Annotated in this window: 17 protein-coding genes and 1 tRNA gene; 8 read left to right on the top strand and 10 right to left on the bottom strand. The window is 71.8% G+C overall.

What is annotated here, in order from left to right:
• Positions 1-206 precede the first annotated feature (206 nt).
• A complete protein-coding gene (locus ACZ56B_RS12320) occupies positions 207-335 on the top strand; it encodes a DUF6408 family protein (protein ID WP_468789004.1) in 129 nt (42 codons plus the stop codon).
• A gap of 54 nt (positions 336-389) precedes the next feature.
• On the opposite strand, the gene ACZ56B_RS12325 is transcribed toward ACZ56B_RS12320, so the two are convergent.
• Both ACZ56B_RS12325 and ACZ56B_RS12330 read right to left on the bottom strand, forming a co-directional pair.
• Complete coding sequence (locus ACZ56B_RS12325; RefSeq protein ID WP_468789101.1) at positions 390-2,504, bottom strand: DUF2075 domain-containing protein; 2,115 nt, start codon at positions 2,502-2,504, stop codon at positions 390-392.
• A gap of 199 nt (positions 2,505-2,703) precedes the next feature.
• Positions 2,704-4,593, bottom strand: coding sequence for a DNA/RNA helicase domain-containing protein (locus ACZ56B_RS12330; protein ID WP_468789006.1), 1,890 nt, complete (start codon positions 4,591-4,593; stop codon positions 2,704-2,706).
• Between the two features lie 435 nt (positions 4,594-5,028).
• Here ACZ56B_RS12330 and ACZ56B_RS12335 point away from each other — a divergent pair, with 435 nt between their 5' ends.
• The gene (locus ACZ56B_RS12335) at positions 5,029-5,307 is read left to right on the top strand and encodes a GlsB/YeaQ/YmgE family stress response membrane protein (protein WP_468789008.1); all 279 of its coding nucleotides are present in this window, start codon (positions 5,029-5,031) and stop codon (positions 5,305-5,307) included.
• A 91-nt stretch (positions 5,308-5,398) separates the two neighbouring features.
• On the opposite strand, the gene ACZ56B_RS12340 is transcribed toward ACZ56B_RS12335, so the two are convergent.
• Entirely contained in the window at positions 5,399-6,259 is an 861-nt protein-coding gene (locus ACZ56B_RS12340; protein WP_468789010.1) for a helix-turn-helix transcriptional regulator, read from the bottom strand.
• A gap of 88 nt (positions 6,260-6,347) precedes the next feature.
• On the opposite strand from ACZ56B_RS12340, the gene ACZ56B_RS12345 reads away from it, so the two are divergent.
• Both ACZ56B_RS12345 and ACZ56B_RS12350 read left to right on the top strand, forming a co-directional pair.
• Positions 6,348-7,109 carry an SDR family oxidoreductase gene (locus ACZ56B_RS12345; protein WP_468789012.1) on the top strand — a complete coding sequence of 254 codons (762 nt, stop codon included), beginning with the start codon at positions 6,348-6,350 and terminating at the stop codon, positions 7,107-7,109.
• Positions 7,110-7,410: 301 nt separating this feature from the next.
• A complete protein-coding gene (locus tag ACZ56B_RS12350) occupies positions 7,411-7,620 on the top strand; it encodes a tautomerase family protein (RefSeq protein WP_468789014.1) in 210 nt (69 codons plus the stop codon).
• Between the two features lie 56 nt (positions 7,621-7,676).
• On the opposite strand, the gene ACZ56B_RS12355 is transcribed toward ACZ56B_RS12350, so the two are convergent.
• From ACZ56B_RS12355 to ACZ56B_RS12370, 4 genes are read right to left on the bottom strand one after another with little or no spacing between them, the layout of a single operon-like run.
• Entirely contained in the window at positions 7,677-9,035 is a 1,359-nt protein-coding gene (locus tag ACZ56B_RS12355) for a GH1 family beta-glucosidase (RefSeq protein WP_468789016.1), read from the bottom strand.
• Between the two features lie 29 nt (positions 9,036-9,064).
• Positions 9,065-9,904 (bottom strand): carbohydrate ABC transporter permease, encoded by an 840-nt coding sequence (locus ACZ56B_RS12360; RefSeq protein ID WP_468789102.1) that lies wholly within the window; start codon positions 9,902-9,904, stop codon positions 9,065-9,067.
• A gap of 17 nt (positions 9,905-9,921) precedes the next feature.
• On the bottom strand, positions 9,922-10,911 hold the full coding sequence (locus ACZ56B_RS12365) for a carbohydrate ABC transporter permease (RefSeq protein WP_468789103.1): 990 nt from the start codon (positions 10,909-10,911) through the stop codon (positions 9,922-9,924).
• A gap of 14 nt (positions 10,912-10,925) precedes the next feature.
• Complete coding sequence (locus ACZ56B_RS12370) at positions 10,926-12,239, bottom strand: ABC transporter substrate-binding protein (RefSeq protein WP_468789018.1); 1,314 nt, start codon at positions 12,237-12,239, stop codon at positions 10,926-10,928.
• 240 nt (positions 12,240-12,479) lie between these two features.
• Between ACZ56B_RS12370 and ACZ56B_RS12375 the strand changes: the two genes are divergently transcribed.
• Positions 12,480-14,327, top strand: coding sequence for a coagulation factor 5/8 type domain-containing protein (locus tag ACZ56B_RS12375; protein ID WP_468789020.1), 1,848 nt, complete (start codon positions 12,480-12,482; stop codon positions 14,325-14,327).
• Between the two features lie 177 nt (positions 14,328-14,504).
• Here ACZ56B_RS12375 and rbsK read toward each other — a convergent pair whose 3' ends face one another.
• Together rbsK and ACZ56B_RS12385 are read right to left on the bottom strand one after the other, a co-directional pair.
• A complete protein-coding gene (gene rbsK, locus ACZ56B_RS12380; RefSeq protein WP_468789022.1) occupies positions 14,505-15,404 on the bottom strand; it encodes a ribokinase in 900 nt (299 codons plus the stop codon).
• Positions 15,401-16,453, bottom strand: a complete 1,053-nt coding sequence (locus tag ACZ56B_RS12385) for a LacI family DNA-binding transcriptional regulator (protein WP_468789024.1) — start codon at positions 16,451-16,453, stop codon at positions 15,401-15,403. Before ACZ56B_RS12385 ends, rbsK begins: the two co-directional genes overlap by 4 nt.
• A 392-nt stretch (positions 16,454-16,845) precedes the next feature.
• On the opposite strand from ACZ56B_RS12385, the gene uriH reads away from it, so the two are divergent.
• The 3 genes from uriH (at position 16,846) to ACZ56B_RS12400 (ending at position 20,995) form a co-directional block, all read left to right on the top strand.
• Positions 16,846-17,793, top strand: coding sequence for a uridine-preferring nucleoside hydrolase UriH (uriH, locus tag ACZ56B_RS12390; RefSeq protein WP_468789026.1), 948 nt, complete (start codon positions 16,846-16,848; stop codon positions 17,791-17,793).
• Positions 17,790-19,229 carry a uridine transporter UriT gene (uriT, locus tag ACZ56B_RS12395; protein ID WP_468789028.1) on the top strand — a complete coding sequence of 480 codons (1,440 nt, stop codon included), beginning with the start codon at positions 17,790-17,792 and terminating at the stop codon, positions 19,227-19,229. The genes uriH and uriT overlap by 4 nt, the downstream gene beginning before the upstream one ends.
• A 347-nt stretch (positions 19,230-19,576) precedes the next feature.
• Entirely contained in the window at positions 19,577-20,995 is a 1,419-nt protein-coding gene (locus ACZ56B_RS12400) for an MFS transporter (RefSeq protein WP_468789030.1), read from the top strand.
• A gap of 174 nt (positions 20,996-21,169) precedes the next feature.
• Here ACZ56B_RS12400 and ACZ56B_RS12405 read toward each other — a convergent pair.
• A tRNA-Leu gene (locus ACZ56B_RS12405) sits at positions 21,170-21,254 on the bottom strand.
• Positions 21,255-21,479: the final 225 nt, after the last annotated feature.

Genomic DNA, 21,479 nt, shown 5'->3' on the forward strand with positions numbered 1-21,479 from the left:
TGGCCGAAAAAGATGAGCGCGAAACGGTGGTGCACTACCGTTGCCCCCGCTGCGCACCTTCCCGGAGGGTACGTCGGCGGTGTTCAGGTGCCGGTTCCCGGCCGTGACTGACGAGTGGTTTCCGCTGCGTGTCACACGCGGCGTGACTGCGGATGCCCGGAAGGGCGGTCCCGCCATTCCCAGCTCACGCCAAGGAGTGGACATCCATGAACCCCGTTGAGTACAAGCCTGCACGTCGTCACCGGCTTCGCGAGATCCTGGTCGACGTCGCCGCGGGTGTCGTCACCCAGCTCGTGGTGACGGCCCTGGTGGCGGCAGCACGCCTGTTCTTCTGAGCAGGCCTGTGGCGGGCCCGGAGAGCCCGCCACTCCGCATGCAGGCGGTGCCCATCAGAACAGATACAGGTCGGGCGAGTGCGGGCCCGTGCTCTGGCGCCTCCTGCGGGAGCGCCGCCCTCGGCGCGGCCGGGGCAGGTGCGGCACGCGTGCCTCCTTCGGGAGGTTCTCCCAGGTGGGTCGCAGCCCGTGCACCTGGACCTCGCCGACCATGCCCTTGAGGTAGTTCCGGGTCTCCTCGTCCGTGGAGTAGAGCACCGTCGCCCGGCTCGCCCGGGTCATCAGCACGTGGTAGGCGTGGCGGACCAGCCGGGCGAACTCCTGCTCGCCGACGCTGCCCGCCTTCACCTTGGGGTCGAAGGAGCCCGGAACGGCGACGCGCTTGACACCGGTCTCCGGGTCCCTCCGCTCCTTGCCCCGGCGGAACACCCACCGGCCGTCCCGGCGCACCATGTCCTCACCCATGATCACGCCGCACCAGTCCCACTCGAGGCCCTGGGCCGTGTACACGCAGCCGATCTGATCAAGCCCTTTCTCGTGCACGGCCCAGATCCTGCACGGCGGCGCCCCGTCCTCGCAGAAGGCGTCACTGTCCGCATTCCAGGGCCTGTGCCAGTCCCCGATCCGCACGTCGGCCTCCAGCCGCCTCTCCTTGCCGATCGGCTTCGTCCACGGCCAGCAGTACCCCGCGACGAGGCGGGCGGACGCTCCGGCGAGCGCTTCGGTGCGGATGATCCGTTCGAGTTCCTCCGGGCTGTCCGCCACCTCGACGTGCATCAGGCCGTCCGGCGTCCACTGCTCCGGCTCCTCGTCCGTCACCCCGAACACGGCCCGCACCCAGCGGATGTAGGCGTCGCTGCCGCCGCAGCGGAACTGTTCCCGGAGCTCATACCTGAGAAGAGTGGCGTCGTACCGCTGCGCCGCGTCCTCGATCAGTTCGACGGTGCCGACCTCGTGCGGTCGCACGGTCTGGCCCTCGTCCAGGAAGAACACGGTCAGGCGGGACGCGTCGAGGAGTTCGTCGACCTGGGGCTTGGTGCCCTGGTGTTCGGGTTTCCAGAAGCGGTTGGTCGAGCGTTCCCGCAGGCGGTGCGCCTCGTCGCAGATCAGCACGTCCAGGGGCGGGTCCGGAGGGGTGACGAAGTTGCTGAAGTAGGTGAAGCTCTCCCTGAACTCCCGGTCCCCGTAACCGACGTGCTCCTGGATCGCGCCGTTGAAGGCCCTGCTGCCGCTGGCGTACTTGACCGTGTGGCCGCCCGCCTCCAGCTCCGCCTTGATCTGGAGGCCGATGGCGCTCTTCCCCGTACCGGCGCCGCCGGTGACCAGGAAGACCACGCGCCGCTCGTCCGGCACGAGGGCGGGGCGCTGCGGATTCGGGAGAACCTTGGCCGCGGTGTCCAGGATCTGGTCGGCGACCTTCTTCTGCCGGCCGCGCAAGGTGAAGACCGTGTCCTCGCCGCGGGAACGGATCATGGCGTCGAGCAGGGGTGTGTTGCGTAAGCCCATGTTCTGCAGCAGTATCTCGGCCGCGGAGGCGCCCCCTTCGTCGGCGAAGTGCTTGCGGAGGTCGGAGATCAGCTGCTCGCGCCGGTCGTTCGTGTAGACGGCGGCGTAGGCGCCGGTCGGAGCGTCCACGTCGACCAGGGGCCGGACGGAGGCGTCGGTGGCGTTGTGCAGGTAGGCGAACCCTCCGCATGCGAAGTCCAGTCCGTGCAGCGGTCCCCTGCCGCCCGTGAACGCCTCGTAGTACTCGCGCAACTGCAGGGCGGGGTGCTTCTTCCTGCCCATCCCCGGTACATGGACCAGTTCCGCGGTGGCCCGTTCCACCCTGGTCACCGTCGACCAGCGCTTCAACTCGACCAGTTGAACGGACAGCCGCCTCTCGTCGGGGTGATGGCCCACCAGCACGACGTCGATGAGCCTGGGGTCGGCGGGGCGGTCGGCCTCGTCGAGGGTGGCGGCGCACTCGACGATCATCTCCACGTTGCCGCGTCCGGCGGCGACCAGGTCCTCCGCGAGGTGCACGAGGCTCTCGGCCCACGCGGAGCGTTCCGACAGCGAGGCGTCGGCGCCTCGGAAGTGCCGCCACCTGGCGGCCAGGTGCGGCACCATGCGGCGCCTTGAATTCAAGGTCAGCAGATCCTGTGCTGCCAGCCGCAGCAGGAGCATGGACACGAGGTGGGTCCCCCAGAGCACGAGTGACTCGTGCGGGTGGGGGCGTGTCCTCGTGAGGAAGCCCGTCGGGCCGCAATCAGTACTCGGGATCTTAGGGAGACCAGCCGCCCTACGGACGACGGCGACGCCGTGGTCGACGCGAAGCACAGCCATCATGGCCGGATCGTGTGCTCCGTGGCGAGGACGTGCCCCGTCACACCGTGGAAACGCGCTGCTGCAGCCGACCGCCCGCCAACTCCCGCAATTTCTCGCGCGTCTCCGGATCCGTCGAGTACACGACCGTGCCGACCATGCCTCGCGTCAGCAGCACCTTGTAGGTGTTGCGGATCAGGCGGTCCACGTCGGCGTCCGGGGTGGACTTCTTGAACACCGGGTCCTTGGACGCCGTCCGGTCCGTGACCCAGCGGTCGCCGCGCCACAGCAGGTCGGGGCCGATGATGACGCCGGACCAGTCGTACTCGAAGCCCTGGGCGGTGTAGACGCAGCCGACCTGCCCGAAACCGGCGGGGTCGGTGGCCCACAAGGCGGCCGGGGGTGCACCCGAGACCGAGCGGTCGCCGCGCAGGTTCCAGGGTCGGGCCCAGTCGCCGATGACGACGTCCAGCGGGAGCGGATGACCCGGCTTGGGCTCCGGGGACCAGCGCCAGCAGTAGCCGGCGGACATACGGGCCCCGTAGCCCTGTGCCCGGCGGGCTTCGAGGAACGCCTCCATCTCCTGCGGGCTGTCGGCGACCAGCAGGTGCATGCGGTCGTCGGGCTCCCAGACGACCGGGCCGCCGGGTTCCAGGCCGAGGAGCCGGACGACCCAGCGCAGGTAGGCGTCGCTGCCACCGCAGCGGAACTGGCTCTCCAGCGGGACGACGTGGCAGGGGATGTCCCGTTTGGCCGCCGCCGCCTTGATGTCGGCCACGGTGCCCATCTCGCCCGGCCGTACCACTTGGTGCTCGTCGAGGAGGAAGACGGGCACATGGGCGACGTCGATGAGTTCGTCGATCTGGGCCCTGCCGGTCCGGTGCTCGGCACGCGTGTAACGGTTGGCCGAGGTCTCCCGGATGCGGTGGGCCTCGTCGCAGATCAGGACGTCCAGGCTGTTCTTCTCGGTGGTCATGAAGCTGTTGAAGTACTTGAAGAGGTCCTGCACCTCCCGCTTGCGGGAGCCGGCGACCTTCCTCATCGTCCTGGTGAACGACTGGGAGCCGGTGGCGTGCAGGGCCGGCACCCCGCGCCGGTACAGCTCGCCGAGCAGTTGGAGTGCGATCACGCTCTTGCCGGTGCCGGGGCCGCCGGTCACGACGACGATCTCCTTGCGGTCGGCGCGCTTGGCCTTCTCCACCGCGTTGAGCACCATCCGGTAGGCGACCTGCTGCTCGTCGAGGAGCACGAACTGCTGACGTTCGCGCACCTCCTCGGCGGCCACGGACATGAGCTGCTTCGACGGCACCGTGGCACCCGAGAGCAGTTCGTCCGCGGCCCTCGCGCCGGAGTGCTCGCCACTCAGTCTCGAACGGAGGTGGTCGAGGAATTCGCCGCGGCGCTGTCCCGTGAACAGCAGTCCGCGGCCGTCGCGCTCGATCTCCCGCAGGCCGGCGACGCCGAACTCCGTGGCGTTGTGCAGGAACGCCACTCCGCTGATCCGGTGCCCGTGCCCGGCCACCGCTCCGTTGAAGTTGACCAGGTAGTCGCAGTAACGGCGCACCTGCTCGATGGGGTTGAGGACCGGGTGGGCGTAGCGCTCGACGTGGCACAGCGTGGGGTCGTCCTCGTGGGGCAGGACCTCGCTCCACTGCTTCAGTTCCACCACGACGTACGACGGCTCTCCGGTGGAGGGATGCACGCCTGCGAGGACGACGTCGGCACGCTTGCTGTTCAGCGGGAGCGCGTACTCCAGCATCATCTCCACGTCGCCCAGTCCCGCGTCGTCGAGCGCGGCGGCCAGGACGGGGATGCTGCGCTCCCACGAGCGCACCTCCGAGGTGCCGGGCCGGTGACCGTGCATGTGGACGAACTGGTCGGTGAGATGCAGGAACAGCGAACCGTCGAGCGCCATGACGGCGACCGTCCTCGCGGACGCGCGGAACAGCAAGAACTTCCCCCAGGCAGCACGAAGTGACTCGTGCGGGTGGGGGCGTGTCCTTCGAGACTCCACCGCGGTGGAGCGGAAGCCCGTCGGGCCGCTTTGACGACGTGGACGAGACTACCCGGCGCCACCGAGGACCGTGCAGTGACCTGGAGCGGAAGAACTTCCAGGGCTCAGTGCACCGGAGTGGGGGGCGGCCTGCCGTCCGTGCCCGTGGCGGCACCCCTCGTGCCCGGCCGGCTCCCCCTCCGGGATCATCCGGCCGACAAGGGGCACACGTCATGCCGGACCCGGGGGCTCTTTCGCCGAACCGTGGAGGAGGCGACGGGGCGAACCGGGGCCCGGCCCGCCGGATGATTGCGGCCACGACGTTTGAGAGTGCGCCGACGGTGCAGACGGTGAACTAACAGAAACTTTATACGACGAGGTAGGAGACGCAGCATGGGAATCATCGCTTGGATCCTCATCGGCCTGCTCGCGGGCTTCATCGCCAAGGCCCTGATGCCGGGTAAGGACCCCGGCGGCGTCATCATCACCATGCTCATCGGCATCGCGGGCGGCCTCCTCGGCGGCTGGCTCGGCAAGGTGATCTTCGGGGTCGACTCCATCGACGGCTTCTTCGACCTGTCCACCTGGGTCGCCGCCATCGTCGGCTCCGTCATCCTCCTTCTCCTCTACCGCCTGATCACCGGCAACCGCCGCACGCACCGCCACGCCTGACCCGGCGTCCGCACCCCACGGAACGGCTCCTCGTCCCACGGGACGAGGAGCCGTTCCGCTTTCGGTCCGGGAGTCCGGCCGGCCGGTCCCTTCAGGGGGCGGAGTCGACGACGTCCTGGGTGCCGAGGACCGCGAGCAGGTCGAGCAGGCCGGCGCTGTCGGTGCCCGTCGCGGGGGTGAACCAGAGCAGCCGCTGCCGGCCGTCCTCGCTGAACAGGTTGAGGCAGTTGACCTCGACGACCCCGAGTGCGGGGTGCCGGATGCGTTTGCGGTCGTCGCGCCGGAAGGCCACGTCGTGGTCGGCCCACAGGGCGGCGAACTCGGGCGAGGTGTCCAGCAGCGTACGGATCATCGACGTGGCCTCGGTGTCCTTGGCGTCCCGCCGGGCGGCGGCCGCCCGCAGGTCGGCGACGAACGCCCGGGACTGGGACGCGTGGTCGGCCTCCGGGTACAGGCTCCGGGCGTCGGCCTCGGTGAACCACCGGTGCACGAAGCTGGCCCGGGCCCCCCGGAAGCGGGAGTGGTCCCCGAGGAGCGCCACCGCCAGCGGGTTCTGCACCAGCGTGACGTGCAGGTCGGTGATGACCTGCGCGGGGGTCGACGGCATCCGCTGGAGCAGGTCGAGCATGCCGGGGTGGACGTGCGAGGCCGCACCGCCCGGGGCGGGCACCGGGCGGTCCGCGAGGCGGTAGAGGTAGTCGCGCTCGTCGGCGGTCAGCCGCAGCGCCCGCGCCAGTGCGGCGATCATCTGTTCCGACGGCTGGGACCCGGCGCCGCGTTCGAGTTCGTTGTAGTAGTCCACCGACGCCCCGGCGAGCTGCGCGACCTCGTCCCGGCGCAGCCCGGGCACCCGGCGCCGGGGGCCGGACGGGAGGCCCACGTCGGCCGGGCGGATGCGGTCCCGCCGCGACCGCAGGAACGCCCCCAGTTCGGTGTACTTCGCAGAACCCATGGGTCCCATTCTGTGCCCCGGACGGGGCCCCGACCCAGGGGACGGCATCCCCTGGTTCCGCGGGCCGGGGCCGCGCATCGTGGAGGACATGACTACGAACACCCCCCCTCCCCCACCGCCGGCCCCGCGGGTCGCCGTCGTCACCGGCGGATCGCGCGGCATCGGCCGTGCCGTCTCGGAGCGGCTCGCCCGGGACGGTCTGGCCGTGGTCGTGAACTACGCCCGGGACGCCGCCTCGGCCGAGGAGACGGTCGAGGCGATCACCGAGGCCGGCGGACGGGCGGTCCCCGTGCGGGCGGACGTGGCGGACGAGCACGCGGTCGCCGAACTGTTCGACCGGGCGGAGCAGGAGTTCGGCGGCGTGGACGTCGTCGTGAACTGCGCCGGACGCCTCGCCCTGTCGCCCATCGCCGACCTCGATCCGGCGGTGCTCGACTCCCTGTACCGCACCAATGTCCGCGGCACGTTCGTGGTGGCCCGGCAGGCCGCTCGGCGACTGCGCGCGGGGGGCTCCTTCCTCGGCGTGTCGTCCTCCGTGGTCGGTACGCGGTTCACCGGTTACGGCGCGTACGTGGCCGGCAAGGCCGCCGTCGAGTCGATCACGCTGATCCTCGCCCGCGAGCTGCGCGGCCGGGACGTCACGGTGAACACCGTCTCCCCCGGCCCGACGGCCACGGACCTGTTCCTGGAGGGCAAGACGCCCGAGCAGATCGACGGGCTCGCGAAGGCGCCGCCGCTCGAGCGGCTGGGCACCCCGGAGGACATCGCCCGGGTGGCCGCCTTCCTCACCGGCCCGGAGGGGCGCTGGGTCAACGGGCAGGTCCTGCGGGCCAACGGGGGCATGGTGTGAGCACGCCGTCCCGGCCCTGCCGGTCGCCGACGCGGCCGCGTGAGGACGCCTGGGCCGCCGCCCGGACCGGTCCTCGACCGGCCCCGCGACCCGGCCCCGCAACCGACCGGGGAGCGGCCGGGGGCCGCGTGCCCACCCGGACCGGGGCCCTCGGCCCATGACCGACCGGGGAGCGGCCGGGGACCACGTGCCCCCGGACCGGGACCCCCGCCCCACGACCGACCGGGGAGCGGCCGGGGACCACGTGCCCCGGACCGGAATCCCCACCCCACGGAAGAACGTACATCCAGGAGGAACAGCCATGCCCTTCGCCCACTTCAAGGTTCCCGCGGGAACCCTCACCACCGAGGACAAGAAGAAGATCGTGGAGCGCACCACCGAGCTGTACGCGGAGATCTACGGTGAGCGGGCCCGTGCCACCACCGTGGTCCTCGTCGACGAGGTCGCCGACGGAGGCTGGGGCGTGGGCGGCGGCGTCCTCACCGCCGCCCTGCTCAACGGCGACGCCTGACCCGCGGGCGCCGGCGGGCGCGGGCACCGCCCGCCGGCGCCCGCCTGCGGCGAACGTCAGGCCGCCCGGCGGACCCGCTCCCGGTGCCCGCGGATGATCTCCGCGTACCGGTGCCCGGAGCCCTTGACGGTGCGGGCCTGGGTGGCGTAGTCGACGTGGACGAGGCCGAAGCGCTTGTCGTAGCCGTACGCCCACTCGAAGTTGTCCAGCAGGGACCAGGCGAAGTAGCCGGCCAGCGGGGCGCCCTTGCGGGCGGCGGAGGCGCAGGCGGCGAGGTGCTGCTCCAGGTAGTCCCGGCGCTCCGGGTCGTCGATCGTGCCGTCGGGGCGGACCGTGTCCGGGAAGGCGGAGCCGTTCTCGGTGACGTAGAGGCGGCGCGCGCCGTACTCGTGCGTCAGGCGCAGCAGCAGCGTCTCGATGCCGCTCGCGTCGATCTCCCAGTCCATGCCGGTGCGCGGGACGCCGGCGCGGCGCACGGAGGCGGCGCGGGGGGCGGGGCCGTCGGGGTCGTCCGCCACCACCTGCGGGAAGTAGTAGTTCAGGCCGAGCCAGTCGAGCGGGGCGGCGATGGTCGCCGCATCGCCCGGCCGTTCCGGGAGGTCGACGCCGTAGACCTCGCGCATGTCCGCCGGGAAGCCGAGGCCGTGCACGGGGTCCAGCCACCAGCGGTTGGTGTGGCCGTCCATGCGGACGGCGGCCGCCCGGTCCTCGGGGCGCTCGCTCGCGGCGTGGATCGTGGAGAGGTTGTTGACGATGCCCACCTGGGCGCCGGGGGCGGCCGCGCGGACGGCGCGCGCCGCCAGGCCGTGGCCCAGCAGCAGGTGGTAGGAGGCCCGGACGGCCGCCGTCAGGTCCGTCCGGCCCGGGGCCATCGTGCCCTCCAGGTGGCCGATCCACGCCGAGCACAGCGGCTCGTTCAGCGTGGTCCAGTGGTGCACGCGGTCGCCCAGGCGCCCGGCGACCACCGCCGCGTACGCCGCGAAGTGCTCGGCGGTGTCGCGCTCCGGCCAGCCGCCGCGGTCCTGGAGGACCTGCGGGAGGTCCCAGTGGTAGAGGGTGACGGAGGGGGTGATGCCCGCCTCGAGCAGGCCGTCGACCAGGCGGTCGTAGAAGTCCAGGCCCTTGGCGTTCACCGGGCCGTCGCCCCCCGGCACGACGCGCGGCCAGGCGACGGACAGGCGGTAGGCGTTGGTGCCGAGGCGGCGCATCAGGCCGATGTCCTCGCGCCAGCGGTGGTAGTGGTCGCAGGCGACGTCGCCGTGGTGACCGTTGTCGGTCCTTCCGGGCGTGTGCGAGAAGGTGTCCCAGATCGACGGCGAACGGCCGTCCTCCGCCACGGCCCCCTCGATCTGGTACGCCGAGGTGGCCGTGCCCCACAGGAAGTCGTCGGGGAGGGCGGCGTAGTCGATGGTCACGGAAGTCCTTTCACGGTCGGGGGATCCGGTCACTTGACGGCTCCCGCCGTCAGACCGGCGACGAGGTAGCGCTGCAGGAGCAGGAAGCCGGCGACCACGGGGACGCTCACCACGAGCGAGGCGGCCATGATCTGGTTCCAGTACACGTCGTTGAGGGTGGAGTAGCCCTGGAGGCCGACCGCCAGGGTGCGGGTGGTGTCGTTCGTCATCACCGACGCGAACAGCACCTCGCCCCAGGCGGTCATGAAGGCGTAGACGGCGACCGCCACGATGCCGGGGACCGCGGCCGGCACGACGACGCGGAACAGCGCGCCGAGCGGGCCGCAGCCGTCCACCTTCGCCGCCTCGTCCAGGTCCCGCGGGATCGAGTCGAAGTAGCCGATCAGCATCCAGACGGAGAACGGGAGCGAGAAGGTCAGGTACGTCAGGATCAGTCCGCCGCGCGAGCCGAACAGGGCGATGCCCGTGGCGTTGCCGATGTTGACGTAGATCAGGAAGAGGGGGAGCAGGAAGAGGATGCCGGGGAACATCTGCGTCGACAGCACGGTCACCGTGAAGACGCGCTTGCCGCGGAAGGAGTGGCGGCTGACGGCGTAGGCCGCGAGGACCGCGATCACCACCGAGCAGACGGTGGCCGCGCCCGCCACGATCAGCGAGTTCACGAAGTAGCGTCCCAGCGGGACCGTGGACCAGATGTCGATGTACGGGCGGATCGTCAGCTCGGTCGGGAGCCAGCGGAACTCGCCCGTGACGTCGGCGAGCGGCTTCAGCGAGCTGGAGACCATGACGTAGACCGGGACCAGCACGAAGCCCGTGAGCAGGGTCAGGAAGACCCGCCGGGACCACAGGAACGAGCGGGGCGGGGCCATCGGGGATCGGGGCGGGCTCATGGGGCGGTCCTCCGTCCGCGCGAGGTGAGGGCGAGGTACCCGCCCGTGACGACGAGCAGGAAGAGCAGGAGCAGGACCGACATCGCGGACCCGGTGCCGAAGTTCCAGGTGACGAAGGACGCCTGGTAGATGTGGACGGAGATGAGGTCCGCGGCCTCGGGGGCGGCCTTGCCGAAGAGGACGTACGGGGTGTTGAAGTCGTTGAACGTCCACAGGAACAGGACGAGGACCAGGACCTGGTTGACGGGGCGGAGCGAGGGCAGGGTGATGCGGCGGATCTGCTGGAGCGTTCCGGCGCCGTCCAGGGCGGCGGCCTCGTACAGCTCGCGGGGGATGTTCTGCAGGCCGGCCGTCACGATGAGGAAGGCGAACGGCCAGCCCTTCCACACCGACACCGTGAGCAGGGCGAGGAAGCTGTTGTCGCCGATCAGCCAGAAGGACGGCTTGTCGGTGAGGCCGAGCTGGTCGTGCAGGACGTGGTTCACCAGGCCGTTGTCGTGCTGGAACATGAACACCCAGGTGATGACGGCGGCGTAGACCGGCAGGGCGTAGGGGACCAGGAACAGGGCGCGCAGCAGGCCGCGGCCGCGGAAGGTGTCCTGCAGGAAGACCGCGGCGGCCGTGCCGATCAGCCAGCACAGGCCGACGGACAGCAGGGTGAAGGCGACGGTGACGAGGAAGGAGTGGAGCAGGGCCGCGCCGACGGGGGCGTCGAAGTCCACCGACACCCGGTAGTTGTCGAGTCCGGCCCAGGGGGCGGCTCCCCAGTCGCGGATGTGGAACTGGGTGAGCTCCTTGAAGCTCATCACGGCGCCGATCACCATCGGCACCAGGTGGACCAGGAGTTCGAGGACCAGGGCGGGCAGGAGGAGCAGGTAGGGCAGTCCGACGCGGCGGATCCGCCCGGGGCGGCGGCGGGGGCCGCGCGCCGCACCGGGGGGGGCCTTCCGCACGGCGGCCTCTGCGGCGGGGGCGGTGGCGGTCATGGGGGTGTCGGGGCTCACTTCGCGGGCATCTGCTGCTGCGCCTCGGTGAGCGCGGCCCGCACCGAGCCGGTGGTCACCGGGCGTCCGGCGGCGGCGTCGGCGAACAGGTCCTTGATCGCCGTACCGACGGCGGTCTCGAACTGGGACTCGTCGGGGACCTGCGGCAGGGCGACGGCGCTCTGGGCGAGGGTGTCCTTCAGGACGGCGTCGGCCGGGGAGTCGAAGGCGGGGTCCTCCTGGGCGGCCTTGACCGGCGGGATGGAGCTGTAGGCGGTGTTGAGGATCTTCTGCTCGGTGTCACTGGTCATGAACTTCACGAACTCGGTGGCGCCGTCGAGGTTGTCGGTGTTCTTGAAGACGGCGAGGTTGATGCCCGCGACCATCGAGTTGACCTGCCGGCCGGTGCCGGGGGCGCCGGACTGGACGGGCACCGGGGCGATGCCGTAGTCGTCCTCGTCCATGCCCTGGGACGCGAGGTTGGCGGAGGCGGACTGCCACAGCAGCATGCCGGTCCTGCCCTTGGCGAAGTCGCCGACCGACTGGTTCTGGGCGTACTCGGCGTTGCCCGGGGCGATGATCCGGTCCTCGGCCATGAGGTCGACGTACTGCTTGACCGCGGCGACCGCGCCCTCGTTCGCGAAGTCGGGCCTGCCGTCGGCGGTGAAGAAGTCGGCGCCGTGCTGCCGGGCGAGGACGAAGGCGTGGTGGACGTTCTCGGAGGGGTTGGCCCCCTCCATGCCTATCCCCCACTTGCCGTCCTTGGACAGCTTCTTGCCGGCGGCGATCAGCTCGTCCCAGGTGGCGGGCGGGGCGTCGATGCCGGCGTCGGCGAACATCTTCTTGTTGTAGTAGAGGGCGTAGGCCATGGAGTAGAGCGGGACGGCGGCCGGGTCCTGGCCCGCCGCGCCCGTCGAGCCGAGGGCGGATGCGACGAAGCGGTCCCTGCCGCCGATCTTCTCGAAGTTCTCCTCGTCCCAGGGCAGCAGCGCCCCGGTCGCCTGGAGCGAGGCGGACCAGGTGTTGCCGATGTTCAGGACGTCCGGGCCCTGGCCGGAGGTGGCCGCGGTGAGGATCCGGTTGAGCAGGTCGGACCAGGGCACGACCTCCAGCTTGACCTTGATGCCGGTCTGCTTCTCGAACTTGTCGAGCTCGGGCTGGAGCACCTTCTTGTCGATCTCGATGCTCGCGCCCTGGTTGGACGCCCAGTAGGTGAGTTCCCTGGGCGAGTCGCCGGACCCGCCGGTGCTCGATCCGCCTCCGCAGGCCGAGGCGGCGAGGGCGAGAGACAGGACGACGGCTCCGGTGGCCGCGGCTCGGATGCTGCGCATGCTCCTGGTGTCCCTTTCCGGGAGTGCCGGATGCCTCCGGGCGGGCCCGCAGACAGTTCCTCATGGCTTAATTTAGGACGTGAGTTAAACCCCCGGACGGAGCCGCGTCAAGGGTTTGGACGGACTCCGCCCACTCTCGCCGCACCCCTTGACTCCTCTGTTCCGGGGATGAACCATTCAGCGGCGAGAGCGCTCCCACCTCCCCCACACCGTTCACTTCCTGAACAGGAGAGCCGCCCCATGACGTCCGACTCCCCGTCGTCCCCGCCCTCTTCGCCCCTGCCCCCGTCCCCCCACCCGGCCGCGCCGCCCTCCCCCTGCGGGCCGCCCGCGGTCGGACGCCGCACGGTGCTCGGCGCGGCGGCCGCCGCGCCCGTCCTGGCCGGCCTGCCGGCGGTGGCCTCCGCCGCTCCCGCGGCGGGCCGCGGGAGACCGCGCCCGCTGAAGGGCGGCGGCGACCTCGGCCCCAACGTGATCGTCTTCGACCCGTCCACACCGGGCATCCAGGCCACCCTGGACGAGGTGTTCGCCCGGCAGGAGTCGGCCCAGTTCGGCACCGGCCGCTACCAGTTCCTGTTCAAGCCGGGCACCTACCGCGGGCTCAACGCGCAGATCGGCTTCTACACGTCCGTCTCGGGTCTCGGCCTCTCCCCCGACGACACCACCATCCACGGCGACGTGACGGTCGACGCCGGCTGGTTCGAGGGCAACGCCACGCAGAACTTCTGGCGTTCCACGGAGAACCTGGCCCTCGTCCCGGTCAGCGGCACCAACCGCTGGGCGGTCTCCCAGGCGGCCCCCTTCCGCCGGATGCACATCCGCGGCGACCTCAACCTCGCCCCCGCCGGCTACGGCTGGGCCAGCGGCGGCTACATCGCCGACAGCCGGATCGACGGCACGGTCGGACCGTACTCGCAGCAGCAGTGGTACACCCGGGACAGCTCGGTCGGCGGCTGGACCAACGCCGTGTGGAACATGGTCTTCTCCGGCGTCGAGGGCGCCCCCGCGCAGAGCTTCCCCGACCCTCCGTACACCACGCTCGCCACCACGCCCCTCTCCCGCGAGAAGCCCTTCCTGTACCTCGACGGCGACCGGTACCGCGTCTTCCTGCCCGAACTGCGGACCGGCGCGCGGGGCGTCTCCTGGGGCAACGGCACCCCGCGCGGCACCTCGCTGCCGCTGGACCGCTTCTACGTCGCGCGGCCCGGCGACTCGGCGGCCACCCTCAACCGGGCACTGGAGCAGGGGCTGAACCTGCTGCTCACCCCGGGCATCTACCACGTCGACCAGCCGGTCCGGGTGAACCGCCCCGACACCGTCGTCCTGGGCCTCGGTTACGCCACCCTCATCCCGGACAACGGCGTCAGCGCCTTGAAGGTCGCCGACGTGGACGGCGTACGGCTGGCGGGCTTCCTCATCGACGCCGGGACGGTCAACTCCCCGGTGCTGCTGGAAGTCGGCCCGCGCGGCTCCTCCCGCAGCCACGCGGCCAACCCCATCACCGTGCAGGACGTGTTCATCCGGATCGGCGGCGCGGGCCCCGGCAGGGCGACCACGAGCATGGTCGTGAACGCCCGGCACACCCTCATCGACCACACCTGGATCTGGCGCGCCGACCACGGCGACGGCGTCGGCTGGGAGACCAACCGGTGCGACTACGGCCTGATCGTCAACGGCCACGACGTCCTGGCGACCGGGCTGTTCGTCGAGCACTTCAACAAGTACGACGTGCAGTGGAACGGGGAGCGCGGGCGCACGGTCTTCTACCAGAACGAGAAGGCCTACGACGCCCCGAACCAGGCCGCCATCCAGAACGGCTCCGTGAAGGGCTACGCGGCCTACAAGGTCGGCGACCACGTCACCGCCCACGAGGGCTGGGGCATGGGCAGCTACTGCTACTACAACGTCGACCCGACGATCGTCCAGCACCACGGCTTCGCCGCCCCCGTGCGGCCCGGCGTGCGCTTCCACCACCTGCTGGTCGTCTCGCTGAGCGGTCACGGGCAGTACGAGTGCGTCATCAACGACACCGGGGCGCCGACCTCGGGCACGCAGACCGTTCCGTCGAAGGTGGTGTCCTTCCCCTGATCCCGGCGCCCGGGACGCGCCCGGCCGACGCCGACGGCCGGGTGTGCTCCCGGTGCCCGCCGGTGGGCGGCCCCTCCCCGAGCGGGAGGGGCCGCCGTCCCGGTCGCCGCACCGGCTGCGGGACCGGCGCCGGCGCGCGGCCGGGCAGGCGGGCGGGGTCCCGGGCGGGACGGTGGCTCAGCGCTGCCGGGCGAGGAAGGCCTCCACCTCGTCCCGGCGGGCGAGTGAGGGCTGGGCGCCGGCTCGCGTGGTGCTGATCGCCGCGGCGGCGCAGGCCCAGCGGGCGGACTCCTCGAGGGTGCGGCCCTCCGCGAGGGCGACGGCGAGCGCGCCGCAGAAGGAGTCGCCGGCGGCCGTGGTGTCCACGGGCCGGACGGCGAAGGCCGGGACGTGCAGGTGTGAGGTGCCTTCGAGGAGGAGCACCCCGTCGCCGCCGAGCGTGACGATCACCGCGCCCGCCCCGGTCAGCCTGCGGGCCGCGCCGACGACGTCCTCGATCGTCTCCGGCACGGGTGCGCCGGTGAGGGCCGCCAGTTCCGTGCGGTTGGGGACCAGGACGTCGACGTGGGGCGGAGGGACGGCGTCGGCCGCGGCGGGCGCCGGGTTGTGCAGCACGATGCCGCCGGCCAGTCGCGCGGCGGCGTGGTTGGCCTCGTCCGGGACCTCCTGCTGCAGGACGGTCACGGCCGCCTTCCGCAGCAGGTCCCCCGCGGCCTCGCAGTCGGCGGCGTCCAGACGGGCGTTGGCACCGGGGCTGACGATGATGGTGTTCTCGCCCGCCGGGTCGACGGCGATCAGGGCGCGGCCGGTCGCCAGGTCCCGGGTGCGGGTGATGTGCGCGGTGTCCACGCCCTCCCCCCGGACGGCGTCGAGCATGACGTCGGCCGCGTCGTCCTCGCCGACCCGGCCGACGAAGGCGACGCTCCCGCCGAGCCGGGCGGCGGCGACCGCCTGGTTGGCGCCCTTGCCGCCGGGGTGCTGGGCGGTGCCGCCGCCGAGGACCGTCTCGCCCGGCACCGGGTGCTTGGGGACCGGTACCACCAGGTCCAGGTTGAGGCTTCCGACGACTGCGATCACTGGTCTTCCTCCGGAGGGCGGGTGCTGCCGGTTTCCCGGGCCGGGAGCGCGCGGGGAGCGCTGGAGGCCCGTACGACGAGTTCGGGGGCGAGGCGGACGGACCGTCGCGGACCGTCCTGCTGCCCGGCCAGCCGGCTGCCGAGCAGGTGCGCGGCCTCCGCGGCCAGATCGCGCACGGGCTGGCGGACGGTGGTCAGGGCCGGGTCGGCGAGGTCCACCATGGGGATGTCGTCGAAGCCGGTGACGGCGATCTCCCCCGGGACGTCCACGCCGAGCTGCCGCAGCCGCTGCAGCGCACCGACCGCGATGAGGTCGTTGGCGCAGACCACGGCGTCCGGCCGGAAGGGCAGGACCCGCTCCACCGCGGCCCGCCCCCACTCCATCGAGAAGTCGCCGAGTTCGACGCGACCGGGTGCTTCCGGGTCCAGGGCGCCGGCCCCCGCCCGGTACGCGGCGAGCCGCTCGGACGCCGCCGTGTTGCCGCCGCCCGCGCCCACGAAGCAGATCCGGCGGCGTCCGGTGGCGGCCAGGTGGTCCAGGACGAGTGCCGTTCCGGAGGCGTTGTCGGTCGCGACCAGGTCGGCGACGCCGGAACCGCAGCCGCGGTCCAGCAGCACCAGCGGCACACGGGCCGCCGCTCGGGCCACCGCGTCCCGGCTGTGCGCCTCGTCGACGGGGATGACCAGCAGGGCGTCGACCTGCCGGTCCAGCAGGGCGGTGATCCGGTCCGCCTCGATCGCCGGGTCGTCGTCGCAGTCGGCGAGCAGCAGGGCGCGGCCCTCGGCGTGCAGGGCGTGCTCCACCTCCCGCACGAGGGAGGGGAAGAAGGGATTGGTGATCTGCGGCAGGACGAGGCCGATGGTGCCGGTGGAGCGGTTGCGCAGGGCGCGGGCGACCTGGTTGGGCCGGTAACCGAGGCTCTCGGCCGCCTCCTTCACCCGGCGGGCGATCTCGGGCCCGACCGGGCGGGTCCCGCCCAGCACCCGGGACACCGTGGCGACGGAGTACCCCGACGCGCGCGCCACCTCTCTCAGTGTGACCTCGGTCACTTTCAGGCCCCCTCCACTCGACTCGACCGCCCTCCCCTCGACGCGGCCACCGCGGGCAAGGGAAGCGGTTCTCCAGGACGTTTGGGCAAACGTTATCACCCGACGACCTCTTGATCTTGGCCCTTCTGCGCGGCGCTGTGAGATGTCCACCGTTGACAACGGCGGATTAATGAGAAACTTTCCTGGAGAACGATTTCCCGGTCGTTCTCCAGGAAGTGCGCAGTGTTCGGTCCGGTCGCCGCGACGGCCGCCCGCCCCGTGCCGCTGTCGCGCTCCGGTGACGCGGGCCGTCACCGCCGCCGGCCCGTGCGCCGGCACGCCCTCCGGTAGCAGCCCTCCCGTGGCGCACCAGAGATCCACCACCGTTCCGCCAGAGCAAAGGGGCTCTCCCGATGGCCAAGAAGATCATCCTCGACTGCGACCCCGGACACGACGACGCCATCGCGCTGCTGCTGGCGCACGGCAACCCCGACATCGACCTGGTCGCCGTCACGACCGTGGTCGGCAACCAGACCCTGGAGAAGGTCACCCGCAACGCCCTGTCCGTGGCGCGCATCGCCGGGATCACCGGCGTGCCCTTCGCCGCCGGCTGCCCGCGGCCGCTGGTGCGGGCCGTCGAGACGGCGCCGGACATCCACGGCGAGACCGGTCTGGACGGTCCCGTGCTGCCCGAGCCGACCCTCGAGCTGGACCGCCGGCACGCCGTCGACCTCATCATCGACACGGTGATGTCGCACGAGCCCGGTGAGATCACCCTCGTCCCGACGGCGGGGCTGACGAACATCGCCCTCGCCGCGCGCAAGGAGCCCCGCATCGTCGAGCGGGTCCGCGAGGTCGTCCTGATGGGCGGCGGCTACCACGAGGGCAACTGGAGCGCGGTCGCCGAGTTCAACATCATCATCGACCCCGAGGCCGCCCACATCGTCTTCAACGAGAGCTGGCCGGTCACCATGGTCGGCCTCGACCTGACGCACCAGGCCCTGGCGACGCCCGAGGTCGTCAAGAAGATCGCCGCGGTCGGCACCAAGCCCGCCGAGTTCGTCGGCGAGCTCCTGGACTTCTTCGGCGCCACCTACAAGGAGGCGCAGGGCTTCGAGCACCCGCCCGTGCACGACCCGTGTGCGGTCGCGTACGTGATCGACCCCTCCGTCATGACGGTGCGCAGGGCTCCGGTGGACGTCGAGCTCACCGGCGGCCTGACCCTGGGCATGACCGTGACCGACTTCCGGGCGCCGGCCCCGGCCGACTGCCACACCCAGGTCGCGGTCGCGCTCGACCACGAGCGGTTCTGGAACCTCGTGGTGGACGCCCTCGAGCGGATCGGTGACGTCGAGGCATGAGCGCACCCACCACCGTCAACCGGCCCGGCGAGGCGTCGGGCCGCCGCACGACCCGGGTGGGCGTGCTGATGGCCGCGCTCCTCGCGGCCTGCTTCGCCTTCCAGCTCAACGCGAGCATGCTCAGCCCCGCGCTGAAGAACATCGAGGAGAGCTTCGGGGCCAGCTCGGCCGAGATCGGGCTCACCCAGACCGCGTTCTTCACCTCGGCGGCCCTGTTCTCGCTCTTCCTGCCGAGGCTGGGCGACGTCGTCGGCCGCCGCAGGGTGCTGGCCGGCATGCTGGCCCTCATGGCCGTCGGCTGCGTCGTGGCCGCACTGGCGCCGAGCGTGCCCGTGCTGTTCGCCGGCCGCGTCATCCAGGGCGTGTCCGGCCCGGTCGTCCCCCTCTGCCTGATCATGCTGCGGCAGGAGGTGACCGAACCGAAGAAGTACGGCACCCTGCTGGGCGTGATCACCGCCGTCAACGGCGGCATCGCCGGTGTCGACGCCCTCGCCGGGGGCTACCTCGCCGACACCCACGGCTTCCGGTCGGTCTTCTGGACGATGGCCGTCGTGGCGGTCCTCGCCACCGTGCTGGTCGCCACCCTGACCCCCGAGACCAAGGCGCCCCGGGCGGACCGGATGGACTGGCCGGGTGTCGCGCTCCTCGTCGTGTCCGTCGGCGCGCTGCTCACCGCACTGAACGAGGCCGGCAAGCTCGCCGACGCGAACTGGCTCCTGGTCGCCGTCCTGGTCGTCGTCGGCGCGGTCGCCTTCGCCCTGTTCTGGCGGACCGAGGACCGCAGCGCGCACCCGCTGGTCGCCACCCGGCACCTGAGGCAGCGCTCGACCTGGGCGACCCTGCTGACCACCCTGCTCACCATGACGGGCGTGTTCGCCGTCATGAACGGACTGCTCCCGGCCCTCGCCCAGGACGGGAACGCCGGGCTCGGCATGAGCGCCGAGCAGTCCGCGTGGTGGACCCTCACGCCGTACGCCCTGGCCGGCCTGGCCATGGGCCCCCTCGCCGGCCGGCTCGCCGCCACCTTCGGGTACGGCCGCGTCCTGCGGCTGGGCCTGGTCGGGGCCGTGGCGGGCGTGCTCCTGATGGTCCTCACGGTCGACTCCCAGTCCCGCGCCCTGCTGCTGCTGACCTCGATCCTGGTCGGCATCGCCTACGCGGGCGTGGCCAACATCGTGCTCAACGGGCTCGGCATCGTCCTGTCCCCCAAGGAGAACCCGGGCTTCCTGCCCGGCCTGAACGCGGGGGCGTTCAACCTCGGTGCCGGTCTCAGCTTCGCGGTGCTGTACGCGGTCAAGACGGCGGCCCTGCCCTCCGATCCCACGTCGCCCGCGGACTACACCGCCGGCATGATCGCCGGAGTCGTCATCCTGGCCGCCGCCTTCGCGACGTCCTTCATGATCCCGAAGCCGGTGGAGGCCGAGGCACGCGACTGATCCGGCCCTTCCGGCGCAGCCGCGGTCCGGCGGCGGTCCGGTCCGGCGGCACGACCGCGGCCCGCGGCACGGCCCGGGGACTCCCCCGGCCCGTGCCGCGGGCCGTTCGCCGTACGCCGTACGCCCTCCCGGCCGGTCCCGGCCCGCACCGGCCGGCTCACCGGCGTGCGCCCGGGTGCCCGGGTGCCCGGCGCTCCGACATCTGTCCACATTCTGATATGAGTCGACTGAGGGATGAGATATCTGAGAGCCTTACCACGCCCGCACGGTTCGCGCAGCCGTTCCGTAAAGAAGGGCGGGAAGACGTCCCGAGGGCCGCTTCCCACCCTCGTGCGAAAGACCGAGAAATGCCCGCACCGACCACCAGCCCGGCCCCGGCCCAGGCACCCGCCAACTCGCGGTCCCGCGTCCTCGTCGCGAGCCTCATCGGCACGACGATCGAGTTCTACGACTTCTACATCTACGCGACCGCCGCCGTCCTGGTCTTCCCCACGCTCTTCTTCCCGAGCAGCGACCCCACCACGGCCCTGCTGTCGTCCTTCGCGGTGTTCGGCGCCGCGATGGTCGCCCGCCCGGTCGGCGCCGTGGTCTTCGGGCACCTCGGCGACCGGCTCGGCCGCAAGGGCACGCTGGTGGCCTCGCTCCTGACCATGGGCATCGCCACCTTCCTCATCGGCGTGCTGCCCACCTACGCGCAGGCCGGCTGGATCGCCACCGCGCTGCTGGTGCTGATGCGGCTCGCGCAGGGCTTCGCGCTCGGCGGCGAGTGGAGCGGCGCCGCCCTGGTCGCCACCGAGAACGCCCCGAGCGGCAAGCGCGCCCTGTACGGCACCTTCCCGCAGCTGGGCGCCCCGCTGGGCTTCATCATCGGCAACGGCCTCTTCCTGATCATCGGCGCGCTGCTGCCGTCCGCGGCGGGCGCCGACCCCTCGCAGCCCTCGGAGGCCTTCCTGAGCTGGGGCTGGCGCATCCCGTTCCTGTTCTCGGCCGTCATGGTCGCGATCGGCCTGTGGGTGCGGATGCGCCTGGTCGAGGCACCGGTCTTCGCCAGGACCCAGGAGGCCGGGCTGGTGCGGAAGCTGCCGCTGGCCACCGTCTTCCGCAACCACTGGAAGCAGCTGGTCCTCGGCACCTTCTTCATGCTGGCGACGTACGTGCTCTTCTACCTGATGACCACGTTCTCGCTGAGCTACGGCCGCACGCCCGAGGACGCCGCCGTGCCCGGCCTGGGGTACAGCTACACCACCTTCGTCCTGATGATGATCTTCGGGGTGCTGTTCTTCGCCGCGTTCACCCTGGTCTCCGGCCCGCTCGCCGACAAGTACGGCCGCCGCACCACCCTGATCTGGGTCACCGCCGCGATCCTGGTCTTCGGGCTGGTGTGGGTGCCGCTGATCGGCCTGGGCACGCTGGGCGTGGTGCTGTGGCTGGTGCTCGGCTTCACGCTGATGGGCATGACCTTCGGCCCGATGGGCGCGCTCCTGCCGGAGCTCTTCCCGACGAGCGTGCGCTACACGGGCTCCGGCGTCTCGTACAACGTCAGCTCGATCCTGGGCGCGGCCGTCGCCCCGTTCATCGCGGTGGCCCTGTGGGAGGCCGGCGACGGCTCGCCGTGGCTGGTCGGGGTCTACCTCTCCGCGATGGCGCTGCTGACCCTGGTCGCGCTGCTGATCGGCAAGGAGACGAAGGACGTCGCGCTCGACGAGGGCGAGGCCCCCGCCGCCCCCGAGCGGGACGGCTCCCCCACCGCCTCCGCGGCCCGCTGAGCCGCCCGGAGTCCGGCGCACCGCGGCCCCCTTTCCCCGTCCGAGGGAGAAAGGGGGCCGCGGCCGTCCCCGGCCGCACGCGTCACAGCACACGAGGACACACAAGGGCAGGCAAGAGCGCATGAAAAAGGCTGCGACCGGAGTCGCAGCCATTCTTCGTACCGATGGGGTGAGTGTCCGAGGGGGGACTTGAACCCCCACGCCCGATAAAGGGCACTAGCACCTCAAGCTAGCGCGTCTGCCATTCCGCCACCCGGACCAGGTGTCTGCCGCCGTGCCGGGGTGTTCCCCGCGGCGACGTGGACAACCATACCAAGGTTTCGCAGTGCCTTTCACCTGCGTTTCCGTCGCCGGGCGGCGGTCCGTCACCGGGGGTTTCGCCGCCGTGCCGCCGCGGGGCGGGGGGGGGGGGGAGGAGGGGGGGGGGGGGGGGGGGGAGGGGGGGGGGGGGGGGGGGGGGGGGGGGGTACAAAGAGGCAGGGAG

The sequence above is a fragment of the Streptomyces sp. NPDC034670 genome (assembly GCF_055574875.1).